Origin of the sequence: Rudaea cellulosilytica DSM 22992, from assembly GCF_000378125.1 — a bacterium.
Classification (GTDB): domain Bacteria; phylum Pseudomonadota; class Gammaproteobacteria; order Xanthomonadales; family Rhodanobacteraceae; genus Rudaea; species Rudaea cellulosilytica.
The window spans coordinates 1-22,056 of sequence record NZ_KB899245.1 but is presented as its reverse complement, the minus strand read 5'-3'; the positions used below and the strand labels follow the sequence as shown (position 1 = coordinate 22,056).

At 63.1% G+C, this 22,056-nt stretch carries 16 protein-coding genes and 1 tRNA gene; 3 read left to right on the top strand and 14 right to left on the bottom strand.

Translation table 11 applies throughout. The features are described 5' to 3' along the window. The first annotated feature begins 41 nt into the window (after positions 1–41). Positions 42–1,088, top strand: coding sequence for a YeiH family protein (locus F455_RS0118250; protein WP_018974763.1), 1,047 nt, complete (start codon positions 42–44; stop codon positions 1,086–1,088). A gap of 45 nt (positions 1,089–1,133) precedes the next feature. Here F455_RS0118250 and F455_RS21390 read toward each other — a convergent pair whose 3' ends face one another. From F455_RS21390 to F455_RS0118230, 4 genes are all read right to left on the bottom strand, one after another. Beyond that, positions 1,134–2,492, bottom strand: coding sequence for an alkaline phosphatase family protein (locus F455_RS21390; RefSeq protein ID WP_033410566.1), 1,359 nt, complete (start codon positions 2,490–2,492; stop codon positions 1,134–1,136). A gap of 296 nt (positions 2,493–2,788) precedes the next feature. Next, on the bottom strand, positions 2,789–3,418 hold the full coding sequence (gene upp / locus F455_RS0118240; protein WP_018974761.1) for a uracil phosphoribosyltransferase: 630 nt from the start codon (positions 3,416–3,418) through the stop codon (positions 2,789–2,791). A 58-nt stretch (positions 3,419–3,476) separates the two neighbouring features. Next, entirely contained in the window at positions 3,477–4,745 is a 1,269-nt protein-coding gene (locus F455_RS0118235; protein ID WP_018974760.1) for a URC4/urg3 family protein, read from the bottom strand. After that, positions 4,738–5,994: a GTP cyclohydrolase II gene (locus tag F455_RS0118230; RefSeq protein ID WP_018974759.1), complete on the bottom strand. Its 1,257-nt coding sequence runs from the start codon at positions 5,992–5,994 to the stop codon at positions 4,738–4,740. The genes F455_RS0118235 and F455_RS0118230 overlap by 8 nt, the downstream gene beginning before the upstream one ends. A 278-nt stretch (positions 5,995–6,272) precedes the next feature. Between F455_RS0118230 and metK the strand changes: the two genes are divergently transcribed. Together metK and F455_RS0118220 are read left to right on the top strand one after the other, a co-directional pair. Next, on the top strand, positions 6,273–7,466 hold the full coding sequence (gene metK, locus F455_RS0118225; protein ID WP_018974758.1) for a methionine adenosyltransferase: 1,194 nt from the start codon (positions 6,273–6,275) through the stop codon (positions 7,464–7,466). Between the two features lie 105 nt (positions 7,467–7,571). Continuing rightward, entirely contained in the window at positions 7,572–8,183 is a 612-nt protein-coding gene (locus F455_RS0118220; protein WP_157579070.1) for a DUF2845 domain-containing protein, read from the top strand. Positions 8,184–8,256: 73 nt separating this feature from the next. On the opposite strand, the gene rpoC is transcribed toward F455_RS0118220, so the two are convergent. The 10 genes from rpoC to tuf all read right to left on the bottom strand — a co-directional run bounded on the left by rpoC (position 8,257) and on the right by tuf (position 22,053). Continuing rightward, positions 8,257–12,453: a DNA-directed RNA polymerase subunit beta' gene (rpoC, locus tag F455_RS0118215; RefSeq protein WP_018974756.1), complete on the bottom strand. Its 4,197-nt coding sequence runs from the start codon at positions 12,451–12,453 to the stop codon at positions 8,257–8,259. A 90-nt stretch (positions 12,454–12,543) separates the two neighbouring features. Further along, positions 12,544–16,707, bottom strand: a complete 4,164-nt coding sequence (gene rpoB, locus F455_RS0118210; protein WP_018974755.1) for a DNA-directed RNA polymerase subunit beta — start codon at positions 16,705–16,707, stop codon at positions 12,544–12,546. 241 nt (positions 16,708–16,948) lie between these two features. Then, positions 16,949–17,329 carry a 50S ribosomal protein L7/L12 gene (gene rplL, locus F455_RS0118205; RefSeq protein WP_018974754.1) on the bottom strand — a complete coding sequence of 127 codons (381 nt, stop codon included), beginning with the start codon at positions 17,327–17,329 and terminating at the stop codon, positions 16,949–16,951. A gap of 107 nt (positions 17,330–17,436) precedes the next feature. Then, complete coding sequence (gene rplJ / locus F455_RS0118200) at positions 17,437–17,964, bottom strand: 50S ribosomal protein L10 (protein WP_018974753.1); 528 nt, start codon at positions 17,962–17,964, stop codon at positions 17,437–17,439. A 432-nt stretch (positions 17,965–18,396) separates the two neighbouring features. Next, positions 18,397–19,095 (bottom strand): 50S ribosomal protein L1, encoded by a 699-nt coding sequence (gene rplA / locus F455_RS0118195; protein WP_018974752.1) that lies wholly within the window; start codon positions 19,093–19,095, stop codon positions 18,397–18,399. Positions 19,096–19,097: 2 nt separating this feature from the next. Then, positions 19,098–19,526 carry a 50S ribosomal protein L11 gene (gene rplK, locus F455_RS0118190; protein WP_018974751.1) on the bottom strand — a complete coding sequence of 143 codons (429 nt, stop codon included), beginning with the start codon at positions 19,524–19,526 and terminating at the stop codon, positions 19,098–19,100. A gap of 128 nt (positions 19,527–19,654) precedes the next feature. Continuing rightward, on the bottom strand, positions 19,655–20,215 hold the full coding sequence (nusG, locus tag F455_RS0118185) for a transcription termination/antitermination protein NusG (protein ID WP_026293523.1): 561 nt from the start codon (positions 20,213–20,215) through the stop codon (positions 19,655–19,657). Positions 20,216–20,220: 5 nt separating this feature from the next. Beyond that, complete coding sequence (secE, locus tag F455_RS0118180; RefSeq protein ID WP_018974749.1) at positions 20,221–20,604, bottom strand: preprotein translocase subunit SecE; 384 nt, start codon at positions 20,602–20,604, stop codon at positions 20,221–20,223. 89 nt (positions 20,605–20,693) lie between these two features. Further along, positions 20,694–20,769, bottom strand: a tRNA-Trp gene (locus F455_RS0118175). 93 nt (positions 20,770–20,862) lie between these two features. Further along, positions 20,863–22,053, bottom strand: coding sequence for an elongation factor Tu (tuf, locus tag F455_RS0118170; protein WP_026293522.1), 1,191 nt, complete (start codon positions 22,051–22,053; stop codon positions 20,863–20,865). Positions 22,054–22,056: the final 3 nt, after the last annotated feature.

The window sequence follows — 22,056 nt, the reverse complement described above, 5'->3', positions numbered from 1 at the left end:
ACGCGGGTCGAGAATAGGCCAAATTCCGCGGATTCCCGATCGTGAATACCAGCACCCTCGCCAACTCCACCACCAGCTCCGCCGGCAATCCGGTGCGGCGCTTTCTGCCCGGGCTAGCGCTCGCGCTCACGCTCGGCGTGGTCGGATTGCTGCTTGCCGGTTGGGCGCCCTTGCAGCGTGCACAGATCAGCGCACTGACAATTGCGATCGTTCTCGGCATGACCATCGGCAACAGCTTCGGCGCGCAACTGCCGGCGACGTTGTCGCCAGGCGTCGTGTTCGCCCAGCAGAAGTTGCTGCGTCTCGGTGTGATCCTTTATGGCCTGCGCCTGTCGTTCGGCCAGATTGCCGCGATCGGCCCGGCCGGGCTTGCGATCGACGCGATCATCGTCGTCGGTACGCTCGCACTGGGTTCGTTCCTCGGCCGGCGCCTGTTCGGCCTCGACCGCGACAGCGCGCTGCTGACCGGCGTCGGCAGCGCGATCTGCGGTGCGGCGGCCGTGCTCGCGCTCGAGCGCGTGCTCAAGCCCGATCCGGCCAAGGTCGCGATCGCGGTCGCCACGGTCGTGCTGTTCGGCACGCTCGACATCTTCCTCTACCCCGCGCTGTATCCGTACCTGCACATGGACGCGGCGCACTTCGGTCTCTACACCGGCGCGACTGTGCACGAGGTCGCCCAGGTGATCGCCGTGGGCAGCGCGATTGATCCGGCAACCGCCGATAGCGCCGTCGTGGTCAAGCTGACGCGTGTCATGTTGCTGGTGCCGGTACTGTTCTTCTTCGGCTGGCGCCAGGCGAAGCTCGCAAAATCCACCGGCGGCGAGAAGACAAAAGTGCCGCTGCCGTGGTTCGCGCTCGCCTTTGTCGCGGTCAGCGCGATCAATTCGCTAGTTACCTTCTCGCCGGCGATCAAGGCGCCGCTGCTGACCTTTGATACGCTTCTGCTCGCCACCGCGATGGCGGCCCTCGGTCTCGAGACCCGCGTCGCCAAGCTGCGCAGTCTCGGCCCGAAGCCGCTGCTGCTTGCCGCGCTGCTGTGGCTGTGGCTGATCCTCGGTGGTGCCGCGATGGTGCACACCCTGGCTTGAAACAACGGAGCAGGCCTGCGTACGCGGGCCTGCTCCAATCTGCACTTACTGCATCGAGTTGCCGAGCTTGCTCGACACCGCCGCCGTCGCACCCGGCACAAGCGGCACCCCGATCGACTTGCCTGATCCCTGACCGTTCTGCGCGGCGGCCGGGCCGCTGCCCATGAACAGATCGCTCATGGTCGGCAGATCGGTGTCGCAAGCATGGTTGAGGCAGGGCAAACCGAAACCGGCCTCGATCGATTTCAGCAGCGAGAAATGGTTGTAGTACACCATGCTCTGCACGCCACCCGCTGCGTAGTTGGTATCGACGATCACCGGCACCTGATTGACGTTCGGCGCAAGGCTGTAGTCGTTCTCGTCCCAGACGACGACGATGGCGTTCTTGCCCTTGTGCCAAACGGGCGATTTCTTGATCGCGCCGACGAGCTTGCGCAGCGTCATGTCGCCGCGCAGGATCAACGCCGGGTTCAAGCCCGACTGCGAGCCGTCATCGCTCGGGTCGTAGGCGCAGCTCTGGTCGGAGTTGCCACGGCCGTGCTGATCGTTGCACTGGTTCGGCGCGATCAGCGAATAGGTCGGCACATTGCCCGCGGCCAGATCGGCGTAAAGACCATCGGCGCCGGTGAAATCGACGACGTTGTCGAGGCTGTTGTTCGGATCCCAGCCTTCCTGCACGTTCTGGAAGTAGACGAATGGATTGTGCTTGGCCGCGTACAGCGCGACGATTCCGCTCGATGCCAGCGCCGGTTTCATCGGCGGCAGAATCGCGGCGAAATTCGTGTTGTTGGTGAACAGTCCGTCGCTGTAGTTGACGTTGTCGGCGCCTTCTTGCGGCAGGTTTTCCTGGTAGCTCTTCCAGCTCATGCCGGCGGCGACGAGTTGATCGGCGATGGTCTTGCCGGAGGTGTGATTGGCGGCCGGGTAGGATTTCTGACCGTCGATATTGACCGTTCCGGGCGCGCCCTGGGTTTCGTTCGTCGTATCGATCGCCGGAATCGCCGCGTCGGTGCCGACGCCCGCGATCGGGCAGATATTCGGGCTCGCCGGTGTGTCGGAGTTGACCGTCGCCGAGGCGAGATTCGTGGTGCAGTAGAAATTGTGCCAGTCGGGATAGTTGTCGCTCTGCACGCCGAAGTTCGACCCACCGACGATCTCGAGGTAGTTGCTCAGGCTCGGATGGGCGACGGCGAAATAGTTCGTCGCCAGGTTCGTGGTGCGCGCGTAGTAGTTAGTGAATGGCGCGTTCGGATTGCCGATGATCTGGCTGTAGCCGTGGTTCTCCATCATGACCACGAACACGTGATCCAGATGCGGAATGCCGGTCGGCACGGGACCTTCGGCGGCAAAAGCGCCGGAAATGGCACAGGACAACGCTCCGACAGCGGCAGCAATTCTTTTCATGACGGTTATACCTCGCGTGGATTGAAGGAAAGACTCCCATCGACCCCCAGGTTGCGCGGAACGAACCGCCCAACCACCCCAAGTCGGGGCGCGAGTGTGTGTTGCCGTTGTGTCAGGCAGATGACGCCGCGACGGGCGGCGTCATGCCGGCTGCCTAGAACCTATCTCAAAACGTGGCGAGCGAAGACAGTTCGCGTGACGCCGGAGCACAGGAACCGGAGTTTACTGATAGCAAATGAGGATTCCGAGCACCGCCGGCGCGCGAAATATCAAGCGCAGCAGTTTTGAGATGGGTTCTACTTGGTGCCGAACAGGCGATCGCCCGCATCGCCCAAGCCCGGCACGATGTAGCCGTGATCGTTGAGATGGCTGTCGATCGCCGCGGCGTAGATCGGCACGTCGGGATGCCCTTCCTGCAGCGTTTTGATGCCCTCGGGCGCGGCGACGAGACAGACGAACTTGATCGCACGCGCGCCGCGGTCCTTGATCCGATCGAGCGCGGCAACAGCCGAATGTCCGGTCGCGAGCATTGGATCGAGCACGACGGCGAGGCGCTCGCCGATGTCCAACGGCAGCTTGCAGTAGTACTCAATTGCTTCGAGCGTATGCGGATCGCGGTACAAGCCGACATGGCCGACGCGCGCGGAAGGGATCAGATCGAGCATGCCGTCGAGCAGGCCGTTGCCGGCGCGCAGGATCGAGATCAGGCAGAGTTTCTTCGACGAGAGCATTGGCGCATTGATCGTCGCGAGCGGCGTTTCGATCTGCGTCGTTTCCAGCGGCAGATCGCGCGTGACCTCGTAGGCGAGCAAGGTCGCGATCTCGCGCAGCAGTTGGCGGAACTCGGCGGTCGAGGCCTCCTTGCGCCGCATGAGCGTGAGCTTGTGCTGTACCAGCGGGTGATCGATTACGACGACGTTGGACATGGGTTCGTTCCTCTGTTTTCGTCATTCCTGTGCGAGCGGGAACGACGAGCGAAAGCATTCAAAATACCGTTCCGTCGCTGACGATGTTCAGCGGCGGCGCGCCACCGGGACGCTTCTCGGCGGCGATCTTGCGCCCGGCCGTCCACGTGCCGCCTTCGAGCACGCGCGCAAGCGGCAGGCTCGCCGCGTCGAGGCCGAGCTTGGCGCGGATGCGTGCGGCCAGGCGATCGAGGCCGATCACGGTCAGCGCGCGCCATTCGACAATCGCCGCATGGTCGACCGTCAGCGCCTGGGTATACAAATTCGCATCGCGTGCGGCGATCACGCCGAAGTCGATCAGCAGGCCACCGTTGCGGTATTCGGGCAAGCCGGTGAGCTCATCGAGATCGGTGACTTCGAGGCCGCCGTCGGCCAGCGGTTCGAGCAGCGAATAGGCCAGCCACTGGGTGAGCTTGTGGAATGGCACGAGACCGTCGGTCGGGTCGCTCGCATCGTTCGCGGCGCACGGGTGCTTCCAGCAATCGCCGAGATCGACGCCGCCGATTTCGAGCCGCCCCGGCCACACGGGGCCGAGCGCGTGCAGCAGGGTTTCGAGCAGCAGCGTCGCCGGAATTTTCCCATCGACCGCACGCGATTTGAGATGGTCGTAGAGATTGCCCAGGCGCGCTGGCGTGCCGAACACGTTGGCGTTCACGCGCGCTGCCGCGCCGAGCCTGCGTAACAAATTCACGCGACCTTCGACGCCGACCAGCGGATTCATCGCATCGACCTGGAACCCGTGCTCGACATCGCCGCTGGCGATCTGCATCAGCGCCGACGCGTCGCTGCGCAGCGGATCGCTCTTGTCGGCGGCGAACGCGCCGTTGACGAACATGTCGAAGCTCGCCACGCCAAGGCCTTCCGAGCGCGAAAAGCCTTTGTGATGCGCCTCGTCGTAGTACTCCCACGAGGCGCCGGCGCCGGCATCGAGCAACACGCTCGGAATGGTGAGATCGATGCCGATGCGCGCGCGCTCCGCCGCATGTCCCGGGCCGGACAATCCACGCTGCGCGACCAACTCGCTCCAGCGGTCGATGCCGCCCGCCTCGAAATGACGGCGACGGCTGTGGATCGGCACGTTGAGGTCGGGGAAGCGCTTGCGCATCACGCCGAGCACGTAGTCGGCGCAGGCGTCGAGCTTGTCTTCGTGCCAGGTGAAATGCGGTGTCTTGCCCGCCTCGGCCGCGGCCATGATGCGAGCGCAACGTTCGCGCACGGCGGCGGCGCTCAGCAATTTGAGCGCAGCCTGCTTTTCCCTGCTCTCCGCTCCCTGCTCGCCGTTACTCATTCAGTCCCCGCCCCTTTGCCTTCTCCAGCTCCGCCGCCGTCGGCGCCGCCTCGGTGCTGAAGTAGCCCGCGGCGACCTTGGCGTCCATCTCCACGCGCGCGTCCTGCGGAATCAGCTCGTCGGGAATCGCCACGCGTTCCACTACCTCGATGCCCTGCTCGGTCAGCGCGCCGTGCTTCATATTGCTCATCGACGCCCAGCGATCGATGCGCGTGATGCCGAGCCAGTGGAACACGTCGGGCATCAGCTCCTGGAAGCGCATGTCCTGCACGCCGGCGACGCATTCGGTGCGCGCGAAATAGGTTTCGGCGCGGTCGCCGCCTTCCTGGCGCTTGCGCGCGTTGTAGACGAGGAATTTGGTCACCTCGCCGAGCGCGCGGCCTTCCTTGCGGTTGTAGACGACGAGGCCGACGCCGCCTTGTTGTGCCATCTCGATGCAGACCTCGATGCCGTGCGCGAGATACGGGCGGCAGGTGCAGATGTCCGAGCCGAACACGTCCGAGCCGTTGCATTCGTCGTGCACGCGGCAGGCGACTTTGGTCGCGCTCTTGCCGAGCTGGTTGATGTCGCCGAAAAAGTACAGTGTCATGCCGCCGATCGGCGGCAGGAATACGTGCAGGTCGGGGCGCGTGACGAGTTCGGGAAACATGCCGCCGGTCTGCTCGAACAGGCCGCGGCGCAGATCCGATTCCTTGATGCCGAAACGCTGCGCGATGCCGGGCAGATGCCAGACCGGATCGACCGCGGCCTTGGTCACTTTCACATCGCCGTTCGCGTGCAGGATGTGGCCGTCGGCTTTGAGCCGGCCTGCCTCGATCGCATCCTTGAGTTCGGGCATGTTGATGTGTGCGCGCGTCACCGCGATCGTCGGGCGAATATCGGCGCCCGCGGCGATCTCGTCGGCGAACGCGGTCGCGACCATGTGTCCCCACGGATCGAGCGAGACAATCTTGTCCTGCCCTTGCGCGTTCTTCTCCCACCACTGCACGTGCGGGCCGATCGCGTCGGCCGGGGCAGTATTGGTCAGGTCGGGGCGATGGCCGCGGTCGAGGCGACCGGAGGCGATTGCGAGTGCGCGGTAGACCGCGTAGGCACCCGAGTGGGTGCCGATGACGTTGCGTTTGGCGGGATCGGTCAGCGAGGCGATAATGGGCCCGCGCTGCTTGGGCGTCGGCGCACCCCAGTGGATCGGCGCCGCCTGACCGCGGCTGTCGGGATGCGAGGTCAGGACGATATGACGTGAACTCATGTCTTTATGTAGTCACAAAAAAGCAGCATACAGAGTTTTGTGGCCGTGTAAAGTGGGCGAAAACCCCTCTCCGCCGTCATTCCCGCGAAGGCGGGAATGACGAACCAGGAAAATGTGCAGGCGCATGATTTCTACATCCAAATAGCCGTCTAAACGTCCAAATAAGCGGACGCTGAACACGCGGGCCCCACGCAGTCTTCGCGGCTGCAAATCGGCGCCCATACGTGTATGATGCGCGGTTTACATCTTTCCATCCGAATCAAAGGATATATGCCGACATGAGCACCACCCTGTTCACCTCCGAATCGGTGTCCGAAGGTCATCCGGACAAAGTTGCCGACCAGATCTCCGACGCCGTCCTCGACGCCATCCTGGCGCAGGACAAGAAGGCACGCGTTGCCTGCGAAACGCTGGTGAAAACGGGCGTGGCCATTGTTGCGGGCGAAGTGACGACGAGCGCGTGGATCGACCTCGAAGGCATCACGCGCAAGGTCATCCTCGACATCGGCTACAACAGCTCCGACGTCGGCTTCGACGGCGCCACCTGCGGCGTGCTCAACCTCATCGGCAAGCAGTCGCCCGACATCAATCAGGGCGTCGACCGCAAGTCGCCGGAAGAACAGGGCGCGGGCGACCAGGGCCTGATGTTCGGCTACGCGACCAACGAAACGCGTGACTACATGCCGGCCGCGATCTACTACTCGCACCGCCTCGTCGAACAACAGACCAAGGTGCGCAAGAAGGGCAAGCTCAAGTGGCTGCGCCCCGATGCGAAGTCGCAGGTCACGCTGCGCTACGAAGACGGCAAGGCCGTCGCGATCGACGCCGTCGTGCTGTCGACCCAGCACGATCCGTCGGTCAAGCAGAAAGACCTGATCGCCGGCGTGCGCGAGGAAATCCTCAACCCGGTCCTGCCGGCCAAGTGGCTGCACAAGGGCACCAAGTTCCACATCAACCCGACCGGGAAGTTCGTCATCGGCGGCCCGGTCGGCGACTGCGGCCTGACCGGCCGCAAGATCATCGTCGACACCTACGGCGGCTGGGCCCGCCACGGCGGCGGCGCGTTCTCGGGCAAGGATCCGTCCAAGGTCGACCGCTCGGCTGCGTACGCGGCACGCTACGTGGCCAAGAACATCGTCGCGGCCGGCCTCGCCGACCGTTGCGAAATCCAGGTCAGTTACGCGATCGGCGTGGCTGAGCCGACCTCGATCTCGGTGACCACGTTCGGCACCGGCAAGATCAGCGACGAGAAGATCGAGAAGCTCGTGCGCAAGCACTTCGACCTGCGCCCTTACGGCATCATCAAGATGCTGGATCTGATCCACCCGATGTACCAGCAGACCGCCGCTTATGGTCACTTCGGCCGCACGCCGCAGGAGATCAAGCTGCCGAACGGCGAAAAGTACACCACGTTCTCGTGGGAGAAGACCGACAAGGCCGAACAGCTGCGCGCGGATGCGAAGCTGAAGTAAGCCTCATTTCTCCAGTTCACGAAAAAGGCCGCTCACGCGGCCTTTTTTGTTGCCCATGGCCGGGCCCGGAGTTATCGGCAATCTTTTGCGACGGAACTTTTGCACTTGCCGTCCTATCAATGCCTCAACGCTTTTCGGAGCCGTTGCACCATGCGCCGCTATTTGCTGCTCGCCTTCGCACTGCTGTTCGCAAGTCCACACGCCTTCGCCCTGCGCTGTGGCAATCTCCTGGTCAATCGAGAAATGCAGGATTTCCAGGTCCGCGACCGCTGCGGCGCCCCGTTCTGGACCGAAAGCTATGCGGCCTACGACCTGCTCGGTTCGCGCGACACCGGCCAGATCGCGCGCGAAGTGCAGTTCGACATCTGGTACTACAACTTTGGGCCGAACAACCTGATGCACCGTCTCGTCTTCCGCGACGGCATCCTCAAAGACGACGACACCCTGGGCTACGGCGTCCGCGAGATCGGCACCAAGTGCGATCCGCTGATGCGATTTGTCGACCTGAGCGTAGGTGAGCTGGTTGCCTTCTGCGGCGAGCCGATCTCGCGCCGTCAGAATAGCGACACTGTCGTCAACCGTCTTTCCCCCGAATACCGCCATGTCCGCGAACAACGGCGGGAATTGTGGACCTACGATTTCGGAGAAAGCCGTTTCCTGCGGCAACTGCAGCTTGCCGAGGGACGCGTGGTATCGGCACAGGCCATCGCGCGCTGACGCCGCGTTTTTAGCAAAGAAAAAGGCCGCTTGCGCGGCCTTTTTCGTTGTTGCGAGGCGCAGACTCCGCCGCTTACTCTCCTTGCACCTCACCGACGAACTCGGTCACGCCGCCACGCAGCGTCTCGAAGTCGGCGTCGGACAGTGCGCCGGCCTTCTTGCGACGCTGCTTGTGGTACGCAAGACCGGTACCCGCCGGGATGAGGCGACCGACGATGACGTTCTCCTTGAGTCCGCGCAGCGTGTCGCGCGTGCCGCGCACGGCGGCTTCGGTGAGCACTCGGGTGGTCTCCTGGAACGAGGCCGCCGAGATGAACGACTCCGTGGCAAGAGAAGCCTTCGTGATACCCAAGAGCATCGGATCGAATTCGGCCGGACGCTCGTCGCGCGACTTGGCACGCGCGTTTTCGTCGGCGACGCGCTTGCGATCGCTCTGCTCGCCCTTGAGGTAACGCGTGTCGCCCGGGACGGTGATCTCGACCTTGCGCAGCATCTGGCGAATGATCGCTTCGATGTGCTTGTCGTTGATGCGCACGCCCTGCAGGCGATACACGTCCTGGATTTCCTTGACCAGATAGGCGGCCAGCGGCTCGACGCCGAGCAATCGGAGAATATCGTGCGGATTCGGCTCGCCGTCGACGACGGTTTCGCCCTTCTCCACATGCTCGCCTTCGAAGACGATGACTTGACGCCACTTCGGGATCAGCTCCTCGTGATCGTCACCGTCCGCATCCTTGATGACGAGACGCTGCTTGCCCTTGGTGTCCTTGCCGAAGCTGACCACGCCGGAAACTTCGGCAAGGATCGCCGGCTCCTTCGGCTTGCGCGCTTCGAACAGGTCGGCCACGCGCGGCAGACCACCGGTGATGTCGCGCGTCTTCGAGGTTTCCTGCGGGATACGTGCGACGACGTCGCCCACGCCCACTTCCGCTCCATCCTGCAGGCTGATGATCGCGCCGGCGGGCAAAAAGTACTGCGCCGGGATATCGGTGCCGGGCAGACGCAGGTCCTTGCCCTTCTTGTCTTCGAGACGCACGATCGGACGCAGGTCTTTGGCCTGCGTGCCGCGGCGCTTCGGATCGGTGACGACCGCCGACTCGAGGCCGGTCAGTTCGTCGGTCTGCGCCTGCACGGTCACGCCGTCGATGAAGTCGATGAAGCGCACCTTGCCGGCCACTTCAGTGACGATCGGATGCGTATGCGGATCCCAGTTCGCAATGGTCTGGCCAGCCTTGACCGCCGAGCCATCCTTGACCGAAATCGTCGCGCCGTACGGCACCTTATAGCGCTCGCGCTCGCGACCATGTGCGTCCATGATCGACAGTTCGCCCGAACGCGACACGGCGACGAGATGGCCGGCACTGTGCTGCACGGTCTTCAGGTTGTTGAACTTGACCGAACCGGTGGTCTTCACCGACACGTTGTCCACCGCCGCCGCACGCGACGCCGCACCACCGATGTGGAACGTACGCATGGTCAGCTGGGTGCCGGGTTCGCCGATCGACTGCGCGGCGATGACGCCCACTGCTTCACCCATGTTGACGAGGTGGCCGCGCGCGAGATCGCGCCCGTAGCAGTGCGCACAGATGCCGAAGCTCGATTCGCAAGTGATCGGCGAGCGCACGAGCAGGGTCTGCACGCCGGCGACCTCGAGCTTCTCGACCCACTTTTCGTCGAGCAGCGTGTTGCGCGTGACGATCGGTTCGTCGTCGTTGCCCGGGGCATAGGTATCGGTGGCGACGACACGGCCGAGCACGCGATCCTTCAGCGGTTCGACGACGTCGCCGCCTTCGACGATGGCGGTCATGGTCAAGCCGTTGAGCGTGCCGCAATCCGGTTCCGTGACGACGACGTCCTGTGCCACGTCGACGAGACGACGCGTGAGGTAACCCGAGTTCGCGGTCTTCAACGCGGTATCCGCCAGACCCTTACGCGCGCCGTGGGTCGAGTTGAAGTACTGCAGCACGTCGAGGCCTTCGCGGAAGTTCGCCTTGATCGGAGTCTCGATAATCGAGCCGTCCGGACGCGCCATCAGGCCGCGCATACCGGCAAGCTGGCGGATCTGCGCCGCGCTACCGCGCGCACCGGAGTCGGCCATGATGTAGAGCGAGTTCATCGACTTCTGCTCGACCGTCTCGCCCTTGGCGTTCTGGACCTTGTCGAAGCCGATACCCTTCATCATCGCCGCGGCGACGAGTTCATTGGTGCGCGACCAGATGTCGACGACCTTGTTGTAGCGCTCGCCGGCGGTGACGAGACCGGAAGCGAACTGCTCCTGGATTTCGCCGACGTCTTTCTCCGCGACTTCGAGGATCTTCGCCTTCTCACCCGGGATCTTCATGTCGTCGATGCCGATCGAGATGCCCGCGCGCGTGGCGTAGTTGAAGCCCGTGTACATGAGCTTGTCGGCGAACACGACCGTGTCCTTGAGGCCGAGGCGGCGGTAGCACTGGTTGATCAGTCGACCGATTGCCTTCTTCGACAGCTCGACATTGACGAGCTCGAACGGCAGCCCCTCGGGAATGATCTCGGCGAGCAGCGAGCGGCCAACCGTGGTCTCGACGATCGACGATTTCTTCGTGCGCTCGCCGTCTTCGCCGACCTGCGTCTCGACCAGGCGCACTTTGATCTTGGCGTGCAATTCCACCGCACGATTGTCATAGGCGCGCTTCACTTCCGCCGTGTTGGCGAAAACCATGCCCTCGCCCTTCGCGTTGATCAGCTCACGCGTCATGTAGTACAGGCCGAGCACGACGTCCTGCGACGGTACGATGATCGGGTCACCGTTCGCCGGCGACAGGATGTTGTTCGACGACATCATCAGCGCGCGCGCTTCGAGCTGCGCTTCGAGCGACAGCGGCACGTGCACGGCCATCTGGTCGCCGTCGAAGTCGGCGTTGAACGCGGTGCAGACGAGCGGATGCAGCTGGATCGCCTTGCCTTCGACCAGCACCGGCTCGAACGCCTGGATGCCGAGACGATGCAGCGTCGGCGCGCGGTTGAGCAGCACCGGATGCTCGCGGATCACCTCTTCAAGGATGTCCCACACCTCGGCTTCTTCGCGCTCGACCAGCTTCTTCGCTGCCTTGATCGTGGTGGCGAGACCACGGCGCTGCAGCTTGGAGAAGATGAACGGCTTGAACAGTTCGAGCGCCATCTTCTTCGGCAGGCCGCACTCGTGCAGCTTGAGCGTCGGGCCGACCACGATGACCGAACGGCCGGAGTAGTCGACGCGCTTGCCGAGCAGGTTCTGGCGGAAGCGGCCCTGCTTGCCCTTGATCATGTCGGCGAGCGACTTCAGCGCGCGCTTGTTCGTGCCGGTGATGGCGCGACCGCGGCGGCCGTTGTCCATCAGCGCGTCGACGGCTTCCTGCAGCATGCGCTTTTCGTTGCGCACGATGATGTCGGGCGCATTGAGTTCGAGCAGGCGCTTCAAGCGGTTGTTGCGGTTGATGACGCGGCGGTACAGATCGTTGAGATCGGACGTCGCGAAGCGGCCGCCATCGAGCGGAACGAGCGGACGCAGATCGGGCGGCAGCACCGGCAGCACGGTCATGACCATGTACTCGGGGCGGTTGCCCGACTCGAGGAAGGCCTCGACCAGCTTGATGCGCTTGGACAGGCGCTTGAGCTTCGTCTCGGAATTGGTCGACGCGATCTCTTCGCGCAGCTTGATCAGCTCCGCATTGAGGTCGATCGTCTTGAGCAGCTCGTAGACCGCCTCGGCGCCCATGCGCGCGTCGAACTCGTCGCCGTGCTCCTCGACCGCCTGCAGGTACTGCTCTTCGTTGAGCAGCTGGCCACGCGTGAGCGCAGTCAGGCCCGGATCGACGACGACATAGGCTTCGAAATAAAGGATACGCTCGATGTCGCGCAGGGTCATGTCGAGCATGAGGCCGATGCGCGACGGCAGCGACTTCAAGAACCAGATGTGTGCGACCGGCGAGGCCAGCTCGATGTGGCCCATGCGCTCGCGGCGCACCTTGGTCAGGGTCACTTCGGTGCCGCACTTCTCGCAGACGACGCCGCGATGCTTCATGCGCTTGTACTTGCCGCACAGGCACTCGTAATCCTTGATCGGGCCGAAGATGGCCGCGCAGAACAGGCCGTCACGCTCGGGCTTGAACGTGCGGTAGTTGATCGTTTCCGGCTTCTTCACTTCGCCGAACGACCACGAACGGATCAGCTCCGGCGAGGCCAGCGCGATCTTGATCGAGTCGAAATCGAGCGACTGGCGGGTTTGGTTGAAGAGGTTAAGCAAGTCTTTCATTGTCTATCTCCGGGGAGGAGGAAATTCTGGGGCTGGAGTCGGGAGCGCGGATCGCGGCGCGGAAGGGTCAACCTCCCGCGCCGGATGAGATCAATGTTCCTCGAGCTCCATGTTGATCGCGAGAGAACGAATCTCCTTGACCAGCACGTTGAACGACTCGGGCATGCCCGCAGCCATCTCGTGGTTGCCGTCGACGATGTTCTTGTACATCTGGTTGCGGCCCGGAACGTCGTCGGATTTCACCGTCAGCATTTCCTGCAGCGTGTACGCCGCACCGTAGGCCTCGAGCGCCCAGACTTCCATTTCGCCGAAGCGCTGGCCGCCGAACTGCGCCTTGCCGCCCAGCGGCTGCTGGGTGACCAGCGAGTACGGGCCGGTCGAACGTGCGTGCATCTTGTCGTCGACGAGATGGTTGAGCTTGAGCATGTGCATGTAGCCGACCGTGACCGAGCGGTCGAACGCCTCGCCCGTGCGGCCGTCGTACAGCGTGGTCTGGCCCGACTCCGGCAGATCGGCGAGCTTGAGCATGTGCTTGATCTCGCTTTCGGCGGCGCCGTCGAACACCGGCGTCGACATCGGCACGCCTTCCTGCAGATTGTTCGCCAGGGCGAGGATTTCCTCGTCGCTGAGCGACTTCAGGTTGACGCGCTGGCCGAACGTATCCTTGTCGTGGTTGTAGATCTCGTCGAGATACTTGCGCAGCTCGGCCACCTTGGCCTGCGCTTCGAGCATGCGCTGGATCTTTTCGCCAAGGCCCTTCGCGGCCCAACCCAGATGCACCTCGAGAATCTGGCCGATATTCATACGCGACGGCACGCCGAGCGGATTCAGCACGATGTCGATCGACTGACCGTCCGCCATATACGGCATGTCTTCGACCGGACGAATCATCGAGACGACGCCCTTGTTGCCGTGACGGCCGGCCATCTTGTCGCCTGGCTGGATGCGGCGCTTGACCGCCAGGTAGACCTTGACCATTTTCAGCACGCCCGGGGCGAGATCGTCGCCCGCGGTGATCTTGGCCTGCTTGGCCTTGAAGCGCTTGTCGAACTCGGCGCGGTGCGCGTCGATCTGCACCTTGGCCTTCTCGAGCAGGTCGGCGGCGTCCTCGTCCTTCATGCGCAACGAGAACCACTCGTCGTGCTTGAGACCATCCAGGTACTCGCTGGTCAGCGTGGTGCCTTTCTTGATGCCCGCCGGGCCGCCGTTGGCGACTTGGCCGATCAGCTGACCGCGCAGGCGCGCGTAGATCGCACTTTCGAGGATGCGGAACTGGTCGTCGAAGTCCTTCTTGACGCGCTTGACCTCCATCTGTTCGATCTGCAGCGCGCGCTTGTCCTTCTCGATGCCGTCACGCGTGAACACGGTCACGTCGATGACCGTGCCATCCATGCCCGGCGGCACGCGCAGCGAGCTGTCTTTCACGTCGCTCGCCTTCTCACCGAAGATCGCACGCAAGAGCTTCTCTTCCGGCGTCAGCTGCGATTCGCCCTTCGGCGTGACCTTGCCGACGAGGATGTCGCCCGCCTTCACTTCCGCACCGATGTAGACCACGCCCGATTCGTCGAGGCGCGACAGCGCCTGTTCGCCGACGTTCGGGATGTCCGCGGTGATTTCTTCCGGCCCAAGCTTGGTGTCGCGGGCTTGAATGGTGAGTTCTTCGATGTGGATCGTCGTGTAGCGGTCTTCCTCGACGACGCGCTCCGAAAGCAGGATCGAGTCTTCGAAGTTGTAGCCGTTCCACGGCATGAACGCGACCAGCATGTTCTGACCAAGCGCCAATTCGCCCAGATCCGTCGACGAACCGTCGGCCAGCACGTCGCCCTTCGCCACCTTGTCGCCGACGTTGACCAGCGGGCGCTGGTTGAGGTTGGTGTTCTGGTTCGAACGCGTGTACTTGGTCAGCGTGTAGATGTCGACGCCGGCATCGTTCTCGCCGATTTCGTTCTCGTTGACACGCACGACGATGCGGCCCGCGTCGACCTGATCGATCACGCCGCCGCGGCGCGCGGCCGCAGTGACGCCCGAGTCGCGCGCGACCGGACGCTCGATGCCGGTGCCGACGAGCGGCGTGGTCGAGCGCAGCGTCGGCACGGCCTGGCGTTGCATGTTCGCGCCCATCAGCGCGCGGTTCGCGTCGTCGTGCTCGAGGAACGGCACGAGTGCGGCCGCGACCGACACGGTCTGCATCGGCGAGACGTCCATCAGCTGGATGTCCTGCGGATGACGCAGTTCCGATTCGCCCTTGTAGCGGCAGGCCACGAAGTCTTCGGTGAACGCGCCGTTCTTGTCGAGCGGCGAGTTCGCCTGCGCGATCACGTAGTCGCCTTCTTCGATCGCGGAGAAATACTCGACCTTGTCGGTGACCTTGCCGTTGACGATTTTGCGGTACGGCGTCTCGAGGAAGCCGTAGGAGTTGGTGCGTGCATACACCGCGAGCGAGTTGATCAGGCCGATGTTCGGACCTTCCGGCGTTTCGATCGTGCAGACGCGGCCGTAGTGGGTCGGGTGTACGTCGCGCACTTCGAAGCCCGCGCGTTCGCGCGTCAGGCCGCCCGGACCGAGCGCCGAAACGCGGCGCTTGTGGGTGACTTCCGACAGCGGGTTGTTCTGGTCCATGAACTGCGACAGCTGCGAGGAGCCGAAGAACTCCTTGATCGCCGCGCCGACCGGCTTGGCGTTGATCAGGTCCTGCGGCGTCAGGCCTTCGGCCTCGGCCAGCGACAGGCGCTCGCGCACCGCGCGCTCGACGCGCACGAGACCGATGCGGAACACGTTCTCGGCCATTTCGCCGACCGAACGCACGCGGCGGTTGCCGAGGTGGTCGATGTCGTCGACCGTACCGCGACCGTTGCGGATGTCGACGAGCACTTTGAGCACGTCGAGGATGTCCGAGGTGCTGCCGAACCTCTCGACCAGCGACTTCGACTCCGCGTCGTTGCGCGCGCCGAAATACTTCGAGTCGTAGAGCACGCCGGTGCCGGTCGTTTCCTTGCGGCCGACGCGGCGGTTGAACTTCATCCGGCCCACGGCCGAGAGGTCGTAGCGCTCGAAGGTGAAGAACAGGTTGAAGAACAGGTTTTGCGCGGCTTCCTTGGTCGGCGGCTCACCCGGGCGCATCATGCGATAGATTTCGACCAGCGCCTCGAGCGGCGTCTTGGTCGAGTCGATGCGCAGCGTGTTCGAAATGTACGGGCCGCGGTCGAGATCGTTGACGTAGAGCGTGCCGATGCGATCGATGCCGGCCTTGCGGAAATTGGCCAGATGCGTCAGGTCGAGCTCGGTATTCGCCGCAGCGAGCAGTTCGCCGGTCTTCGCATCGACAATGTCGTGCGCAAGGATGCGGCCGACGAGATAATCGTCCGGCACTTCCAACGACTTGAGCTTGGCGTCCTGCAGCAGGCGCACATGGCGCGCGGTGATGCGCTTGCCGGCCTCGACGATGACTTTGTCGCCGGCCTTGACGTCGAAGTTCAGCGTCTCGCCACGCAGGCGCTCGGCGACGAGCTCGAGCTTGGCGCCTTCCTTCTTGTCGAGATGGAAGACGTTCTTCTCGAAGAAGATGTCGAGGATTTCCTCGTTGTTGTAACCGAGCGCGCGCAGCAACTGCGTCACCGGCAGCTTGCGGCGGCGGTCGATGCGCGTGAACAACGCGTCCTTCGGATCGAACTCGAAGTCGAGCCACGAGCCACGATAGGGGATGATGCGCGCGCTGTACAGCAACTTACCCGAGGAATGGGTCTTGCCGCGGTCGTGGTCGAAGAACACGCCCGGCGAGCGATGCAGCTGCGAGACGATGACGCGCTCGGTGCCGTTGATGATGAAGGTGCCGGTGTCGGTCATGAGCGGCAATTCGCCCATGTAGACTTCCTGCTCCTTGACGTACTTAATCGCCTTGTTCGACGCCGGCGATTCCTTGTCGTAGATGACCAGGCGCACGAGCACGCGCAGCGGCGCGCCGTAGCTCATGCCGCGCGAACGGCACTCGCGCTCGTCGAACGCGGGTTCGCCGAGGCGGTAGCTCACGTATTCCAGCGCGGCGTTGCCCGAGTAGCTGACGATCGGGAACACCGACTTGAGCGCCGCGTGCAGGCCGTGGTCCGCGCGCGTCTTGCCGTCCACGCCTTCCTGCAGGAACTCGCGATAGGAATCCGTCTGGATCGCGAGCAGCGGCGGCACGCCGAGAACTTGCGGGCGTTTGCCGAAGTCCTTGCGGATGCGCTTCTTTTCGGTGAAGGAGTAGGTTTGCGACATGGCGGGCACCACCTTGAGTTATGCGCCGGTCTGCACAGGCTGACCGGCTGGGGAGGAGAAGAAGGCGTCAGACAGAAGACGTGAAACGAGGCCGAAACACAGGTCTTTCAATGAATCGTTTCGAGCCTCGAAACTTCACATCTTCTGTCTGCCGTCTTGTGTGTGCATCAACGAACAAAGCCCGGGGGCGAAAACGCCCCCAGGCTCGACGACACTTGGCGAACCAAGCGTCTCAATCGCCTTACTTGATCTCGACGGTCGCACCAGCGGCTTCGAGTTCCTTCTTGAACTTTGCGGAGTCGTCCTTGTTCACGCCGTCCTTGACGGTGGCGGGGGCGGACTCGACGAGGTCCTTGGCTTCCTTCAGGCCCAGACCGGTGATCGTGCGCACAGCCTTGATCACTTCGACCTTCTTCTCGCCGGCGGCCTTCAGCACGACGGTGAACTCGGTCTTCTCTTCCACCGGAGCGGCGGCGGCAGCGGCGCCACCAACGGCGGCGACGGCGACCGGCGCAGCGGCGGAGACGCCGAACTTGTCTTCCATCAACTTGACCAGATCGGTAACGTCGATCAGGCTCAGGTTGGCGATTGCATCAACGATTTCTTCTTTCGTAACGGCCATTGTGATTTACCTCGATAAAGTGAAACAGGGATGTTGATGTCCCGGGCAGCACGCGGACGTGCATCGAGCCGGGACCATTCCGTATGCCTAGTGGCAAAAATGTGCGATTAGCCTGCGGCCTTCTGATCGCGTACCGCCGCAACCACGCGCGCGACTTGCGCGGCGGGCTCGGCCAGCGTGCGGACCAGCTTGGTGATCGGTGCCTGGATGACGCCGAGCAACATCGACAAAGCCTGCTCACGAGTCGGCAGCGACGCGAGCTTCTCGACGTGAGAGCCCGGGAACATCTGCCCACCGATCGCGACGACCTTGGGGACCAGCTTTTCGTTTGCCTTGGAAAACTCCTTGACCAACCGGCCGGCAGCACCCGGGTCTTCCTCGGAAAAGGCATACAGCATCGGGCCGACCAGCGCGTCCTTGACGACGGCGTAGTCGGTGCCTTCCACTGCACGCCGCACCAGGGTGTTCTTCGCGACTTTCACGAAGACCTTGGATTGGCGAGCCTTCTTGCGCAGCTCGGTGAGCTGCTCCACGGTAAGACCTGCGTACTCGGCGGCGACCAACGAGTGAGCCTTGGCGGCCACATTCGCCAGTTCGGCAACGACGACTTTCTTTTGCTCAAGATTGAGCGCCATTGCTTTACCTTTCTTCAGTGGAACGATTCCCGCGCTTGCCTGCGGGTGCCGTTCCGCCATTCACTCGAGCCCGCCTCCGTGTGGGCCCGCTGGCATCTCGCGATGCCGAACTGGTGGCCGTTCGAGATATCTCACGGGCAACACCATCTACGCAGGTTGTCTTCCTTTTCGATTAAGGTTCAATATCGCTCGCCGTGAATCGCGCTTCCTGCACTTGGCGAGTACTTCCTTGCGGCGATATCGCAACCACCTGCGGTCTTTGACGGCTCCAGCCCACTTGCGTGAGCCGGCGCCCTCAAAATTTTGTTTCAAAGCCTCTTTCCCACCGGGAGAGAGGCTGGGATGAGGGTTTGGCCAGCGGAAGGATTTTCCGACACCGGACCCTCGTCCTGCGCTTCGCGCCACCTTCCCCCAACGGGAGAAGGAAAAACATTAAGCCGACAGCGTCGCCTGATCGACCGGAATGCCCAGACCCATCGTGCTCGACAGGTAGACCTTCTGCAGGTACACGCCCTTGGCGGTCGACGGCTTGGACTTGTTCAGGTCGGCGATCAGCGCGTTGAGATTGTCTTTCAGTGCGCCGACTTCGAAATTCACCTTGCCGATCGAGGCGTGCACGATGCCCGCCTTGTCGTTGCGGTATTTGACCTGACCGGCCTTCGCGTTCTTCACCGCGGTGACGACGTCGGCGGTGACCGAGCCGTCCTTCGGGTTCGGCATCAAGCCGCGCGGACCGAGCAGCTGGCCCAACTTACCGACGACGCGCATGGCATCCGGAGTGGCGATGATGCGGCCGAAATTCAAGTCCCCGGCCTGCATTTTCTCGGCCAGATCGTCCATGCCCACGGCGTCGGCACCGGCGGCCTTGGCCGCCTCCGCCTTCTCGCCCGCCGGGCAGAACACCGCGACGCGCACGGTCTTGCCAGTGCCGTGCGGGAGCAGCGTCGAGCCGCGCACGCCCTGGTCCGACTTCTTCGCGTCGATGCCGAGGCGGATCGCCACGTCAACCGACTCGACGAACTTGGTCTTCGCGTTGTCCTTGAGGATTTTCAGGGCCTCATCGACCGGATAGAGCTTGCCTTCGGCAACCTTGCCGGCCATCGCCTTGATGCGTTTCGTAATCTTTGCCATGGTCAGATCTCCGTGTTGAGGCCCATGCTGCGCGCGCTACCCGCAATGGTGCGCACGGCGGCATCCAGATCAGCGGCGGTGAGATCCGCCTGCTTGACCTTCACGATTTCCTCGAGCTGCTTGCGCGTCACCTTGCCCACCTTCTCGGTGTTGGGACGCTTGCTGCCCGAAGTAATGCCTGCGGCCTTCTTCAACAGGATCGACGCCGGCGGCGACTTCATGATGAAGGTGAAGCTGCGGTCCGAATACGCGGTGATGATCACCGGAATCGGCAGACCGGGTTCCATCTTCTGCGTCGCGGCGTTGAACGCCTTGCAGAATTCCATGATGTTGAGACCGCGCTGACCGAGCGCGGGACCGACCGGCGGCGAGGGGTTGGCCTGACCGGCCTTCACCTGCAGCTTGATGTAGCCAACTACTTTCTTTGCCATTGTTTATCTCCTCGAGTTCAAACGCCTGCACGTTCGGAACGAACTGCGGGGCTCCTCGTTGGTGAGCCGTCCCTGGTCGATACAACGGGACTCCCTGCCCCGCCGTTGCCGCTTTCGCGACGTATCCCTCAGGCTTTCTCGACCTGGCCGAACTCGAGTTCGACCGGCGTGGAACGCCCGAAAATCAGCACCGCTACGCGCAGGCGGCTCTTTTCGTAATTCACTTCCTCGACCACGCCGTTGAAGTCGTTGAACGGGCCTTCGGTGACGCGCACCATCTCGCCCGGCTCGAACAGCACCTTCGGCCGCGGCTTCTCGACCGCGTTCTGCACACGCTGCAGGATCGCGTCGGCTTCCGAATCCTTGATCGGCAGCGGCTTGTCCGCAGTTCCGCCGATAAAGCCCATCACCTTCGGCGTCTCCTTGATCAGATGCCAGGACTCGTCATCGATCTTGATCGCCTTGTTGTCCGTGTTCGTCTCGATCTGCACGAGCACGTAGCCCGGGAAGAACTTGCGCTCGCTGCGGCGCTTCTGGCCGGCGCGCATCTCGACCACTTCCTCGGTCGGCACGAGCACGTCGCCGAACTTGTCCTGCATGCCGGCGCGCGCGACGCGCTCTTTCAACGTGCGCGCAACCTGATGCTCGAAACCCGAGTAGGCGTGAACCACATACCATCTCTTAGCCATGGTCCTCAGCCTCCCTTCAGCAGACCGTCGAGAATCGCCCACTTGAGCAGCAGGTCGATCAGACCAAGAATCAGGCTCAGCACGATGACGACGACGAAGATCACGAGCGTGGTCTGGATCGTCTCCTGCCGCGTCGGCCACACGACCTTGCGCAGCTCGAACAGGGACTCGCCGAGGAAATCCTTTGCGGCGCGGCCCGAACGCGTGAAAAACGCGATCGCACCCGAAACAGCGAAGCCGCCGAGCAGGATCAGCAGGCGCTGCCACGTCTGGAAATCGTTGTACCAGTAGTACGCAAAAATCGCCGCGCTCAGGATCAGCAGCGCAACGATGAGTTTCGCGATGTCGGCAGCGGAATTTCCGCCCACCTGTTCAACCTTCGTATTCATAGGTATTTTCAGCCATCCTGGCTCATTTATGCGCTCCTCCGTGAGCGCAAAGATCAGACCGGCATCCCTGCTGGACTATTCAAAGTATCTGGCACGCCAGGAGGGACTCGAACCCCCAACCTGCGGTTTTGGAGACCGCTGCTCTGCCAATTGAGCTACTGGCGTGTGTAGGTTGCTTCTGCCGTCGTCCGTGACGGCCAAGATCAAACCGGCATCCGTGCCGGACTTCTCAACAAGAGCAGCGTTTCTTCCAGGTACTTACTTGATGATCTTGGCCACGACGCCCGCGCCGACCGTACGGCCGCCCTCGCGGATCGCAAAACGCAGACCCTCATCCATCGCGATCGGGTGGATCAGGCTCACCACCATCTTGATGTTGTCGCCCGGCATGACCATTTCCACGCCTTCAGGCAGCTGCACCGAGCCCGTCACGTCCGTCGTGCGGAAGTAGAACTGCGGGCGGTAGCCCTTGAAGAACGGCGTATGACGGCCGCCTTCTTCCTTGGAGAGGACATAGACCTCAGCCTCGAAGTCCGTGTGCGGGGTGATCGTGCCCGGCTTCGCCAGCACCTGACCACGCTCCACGTCGTCGCGCTTCAGACCACGCAGCAGCAGGCCCGCGTTGTCGCCCGCACGGCCCTCGTCGAGCAGCTTGCGGAACATTTCCACGCCCGTCACCGTCGTCTTCTGCGTCGGACGGATGCCCACCACTTCGATTTCGTCGCCGACCTTGATGATGCCGCGCTCGATACGTCCCGTCACCACGGTGCCGCGGCCCGAGATCGAGAACACGTCTTCCACCGGCATCAGGAACGCCTTGTCGATGTCGCGCTTGGGCTCCGGAATGTACGTGTCCAGCGCCTCCACCAGCTTGATGATCGCCGGCACGCCGATTTCGCTCTGGTCGCCCTCGAGCGCCTTCAGCGCCGAACCCTTGATGATCGGGGTGTCGTCGCCCGGGAACTGGTACTTGCTCAGCAAGTCGCGCACTTCCATTTCGACCAGCTCGAGCAGCTCGGCGTCGTCCACCATGTCGGCCTTGTTCAGGAACACGACGATGTACGGCACGCCGACCTGGCGGCTGAGCAGGATGTGCTCGCGCGTCTGCGGCATCGGGCCGTCCGCGGCCGAGCACACCAGGATCGCGCCGTCCATCTGCGCCGCACCCGTGATCATGTTCTTCACGTAGTCCGCGTGACCCGGGCAGTCAACGTGCGCGTAGTGGCGGTTCGGCGACTCGTATTCCACGTGCGCCGTCGAGATCGTGATGCCGCGCGCCTTCTCTTCCGGCGCCGCGTCGATCTGGTCGTATGCCTTGAATTCGCCACCGAAGCGTTCTGCACCAACCTTCGTCAGCGCCGCCGTCAGCGTCGTCTTGCCGTGGTCCACGTGACCGATCGTGCCTACGTTCACGTGCGGCTTGGTCCGCTCGAATTTGCCTTTTGCCATGAC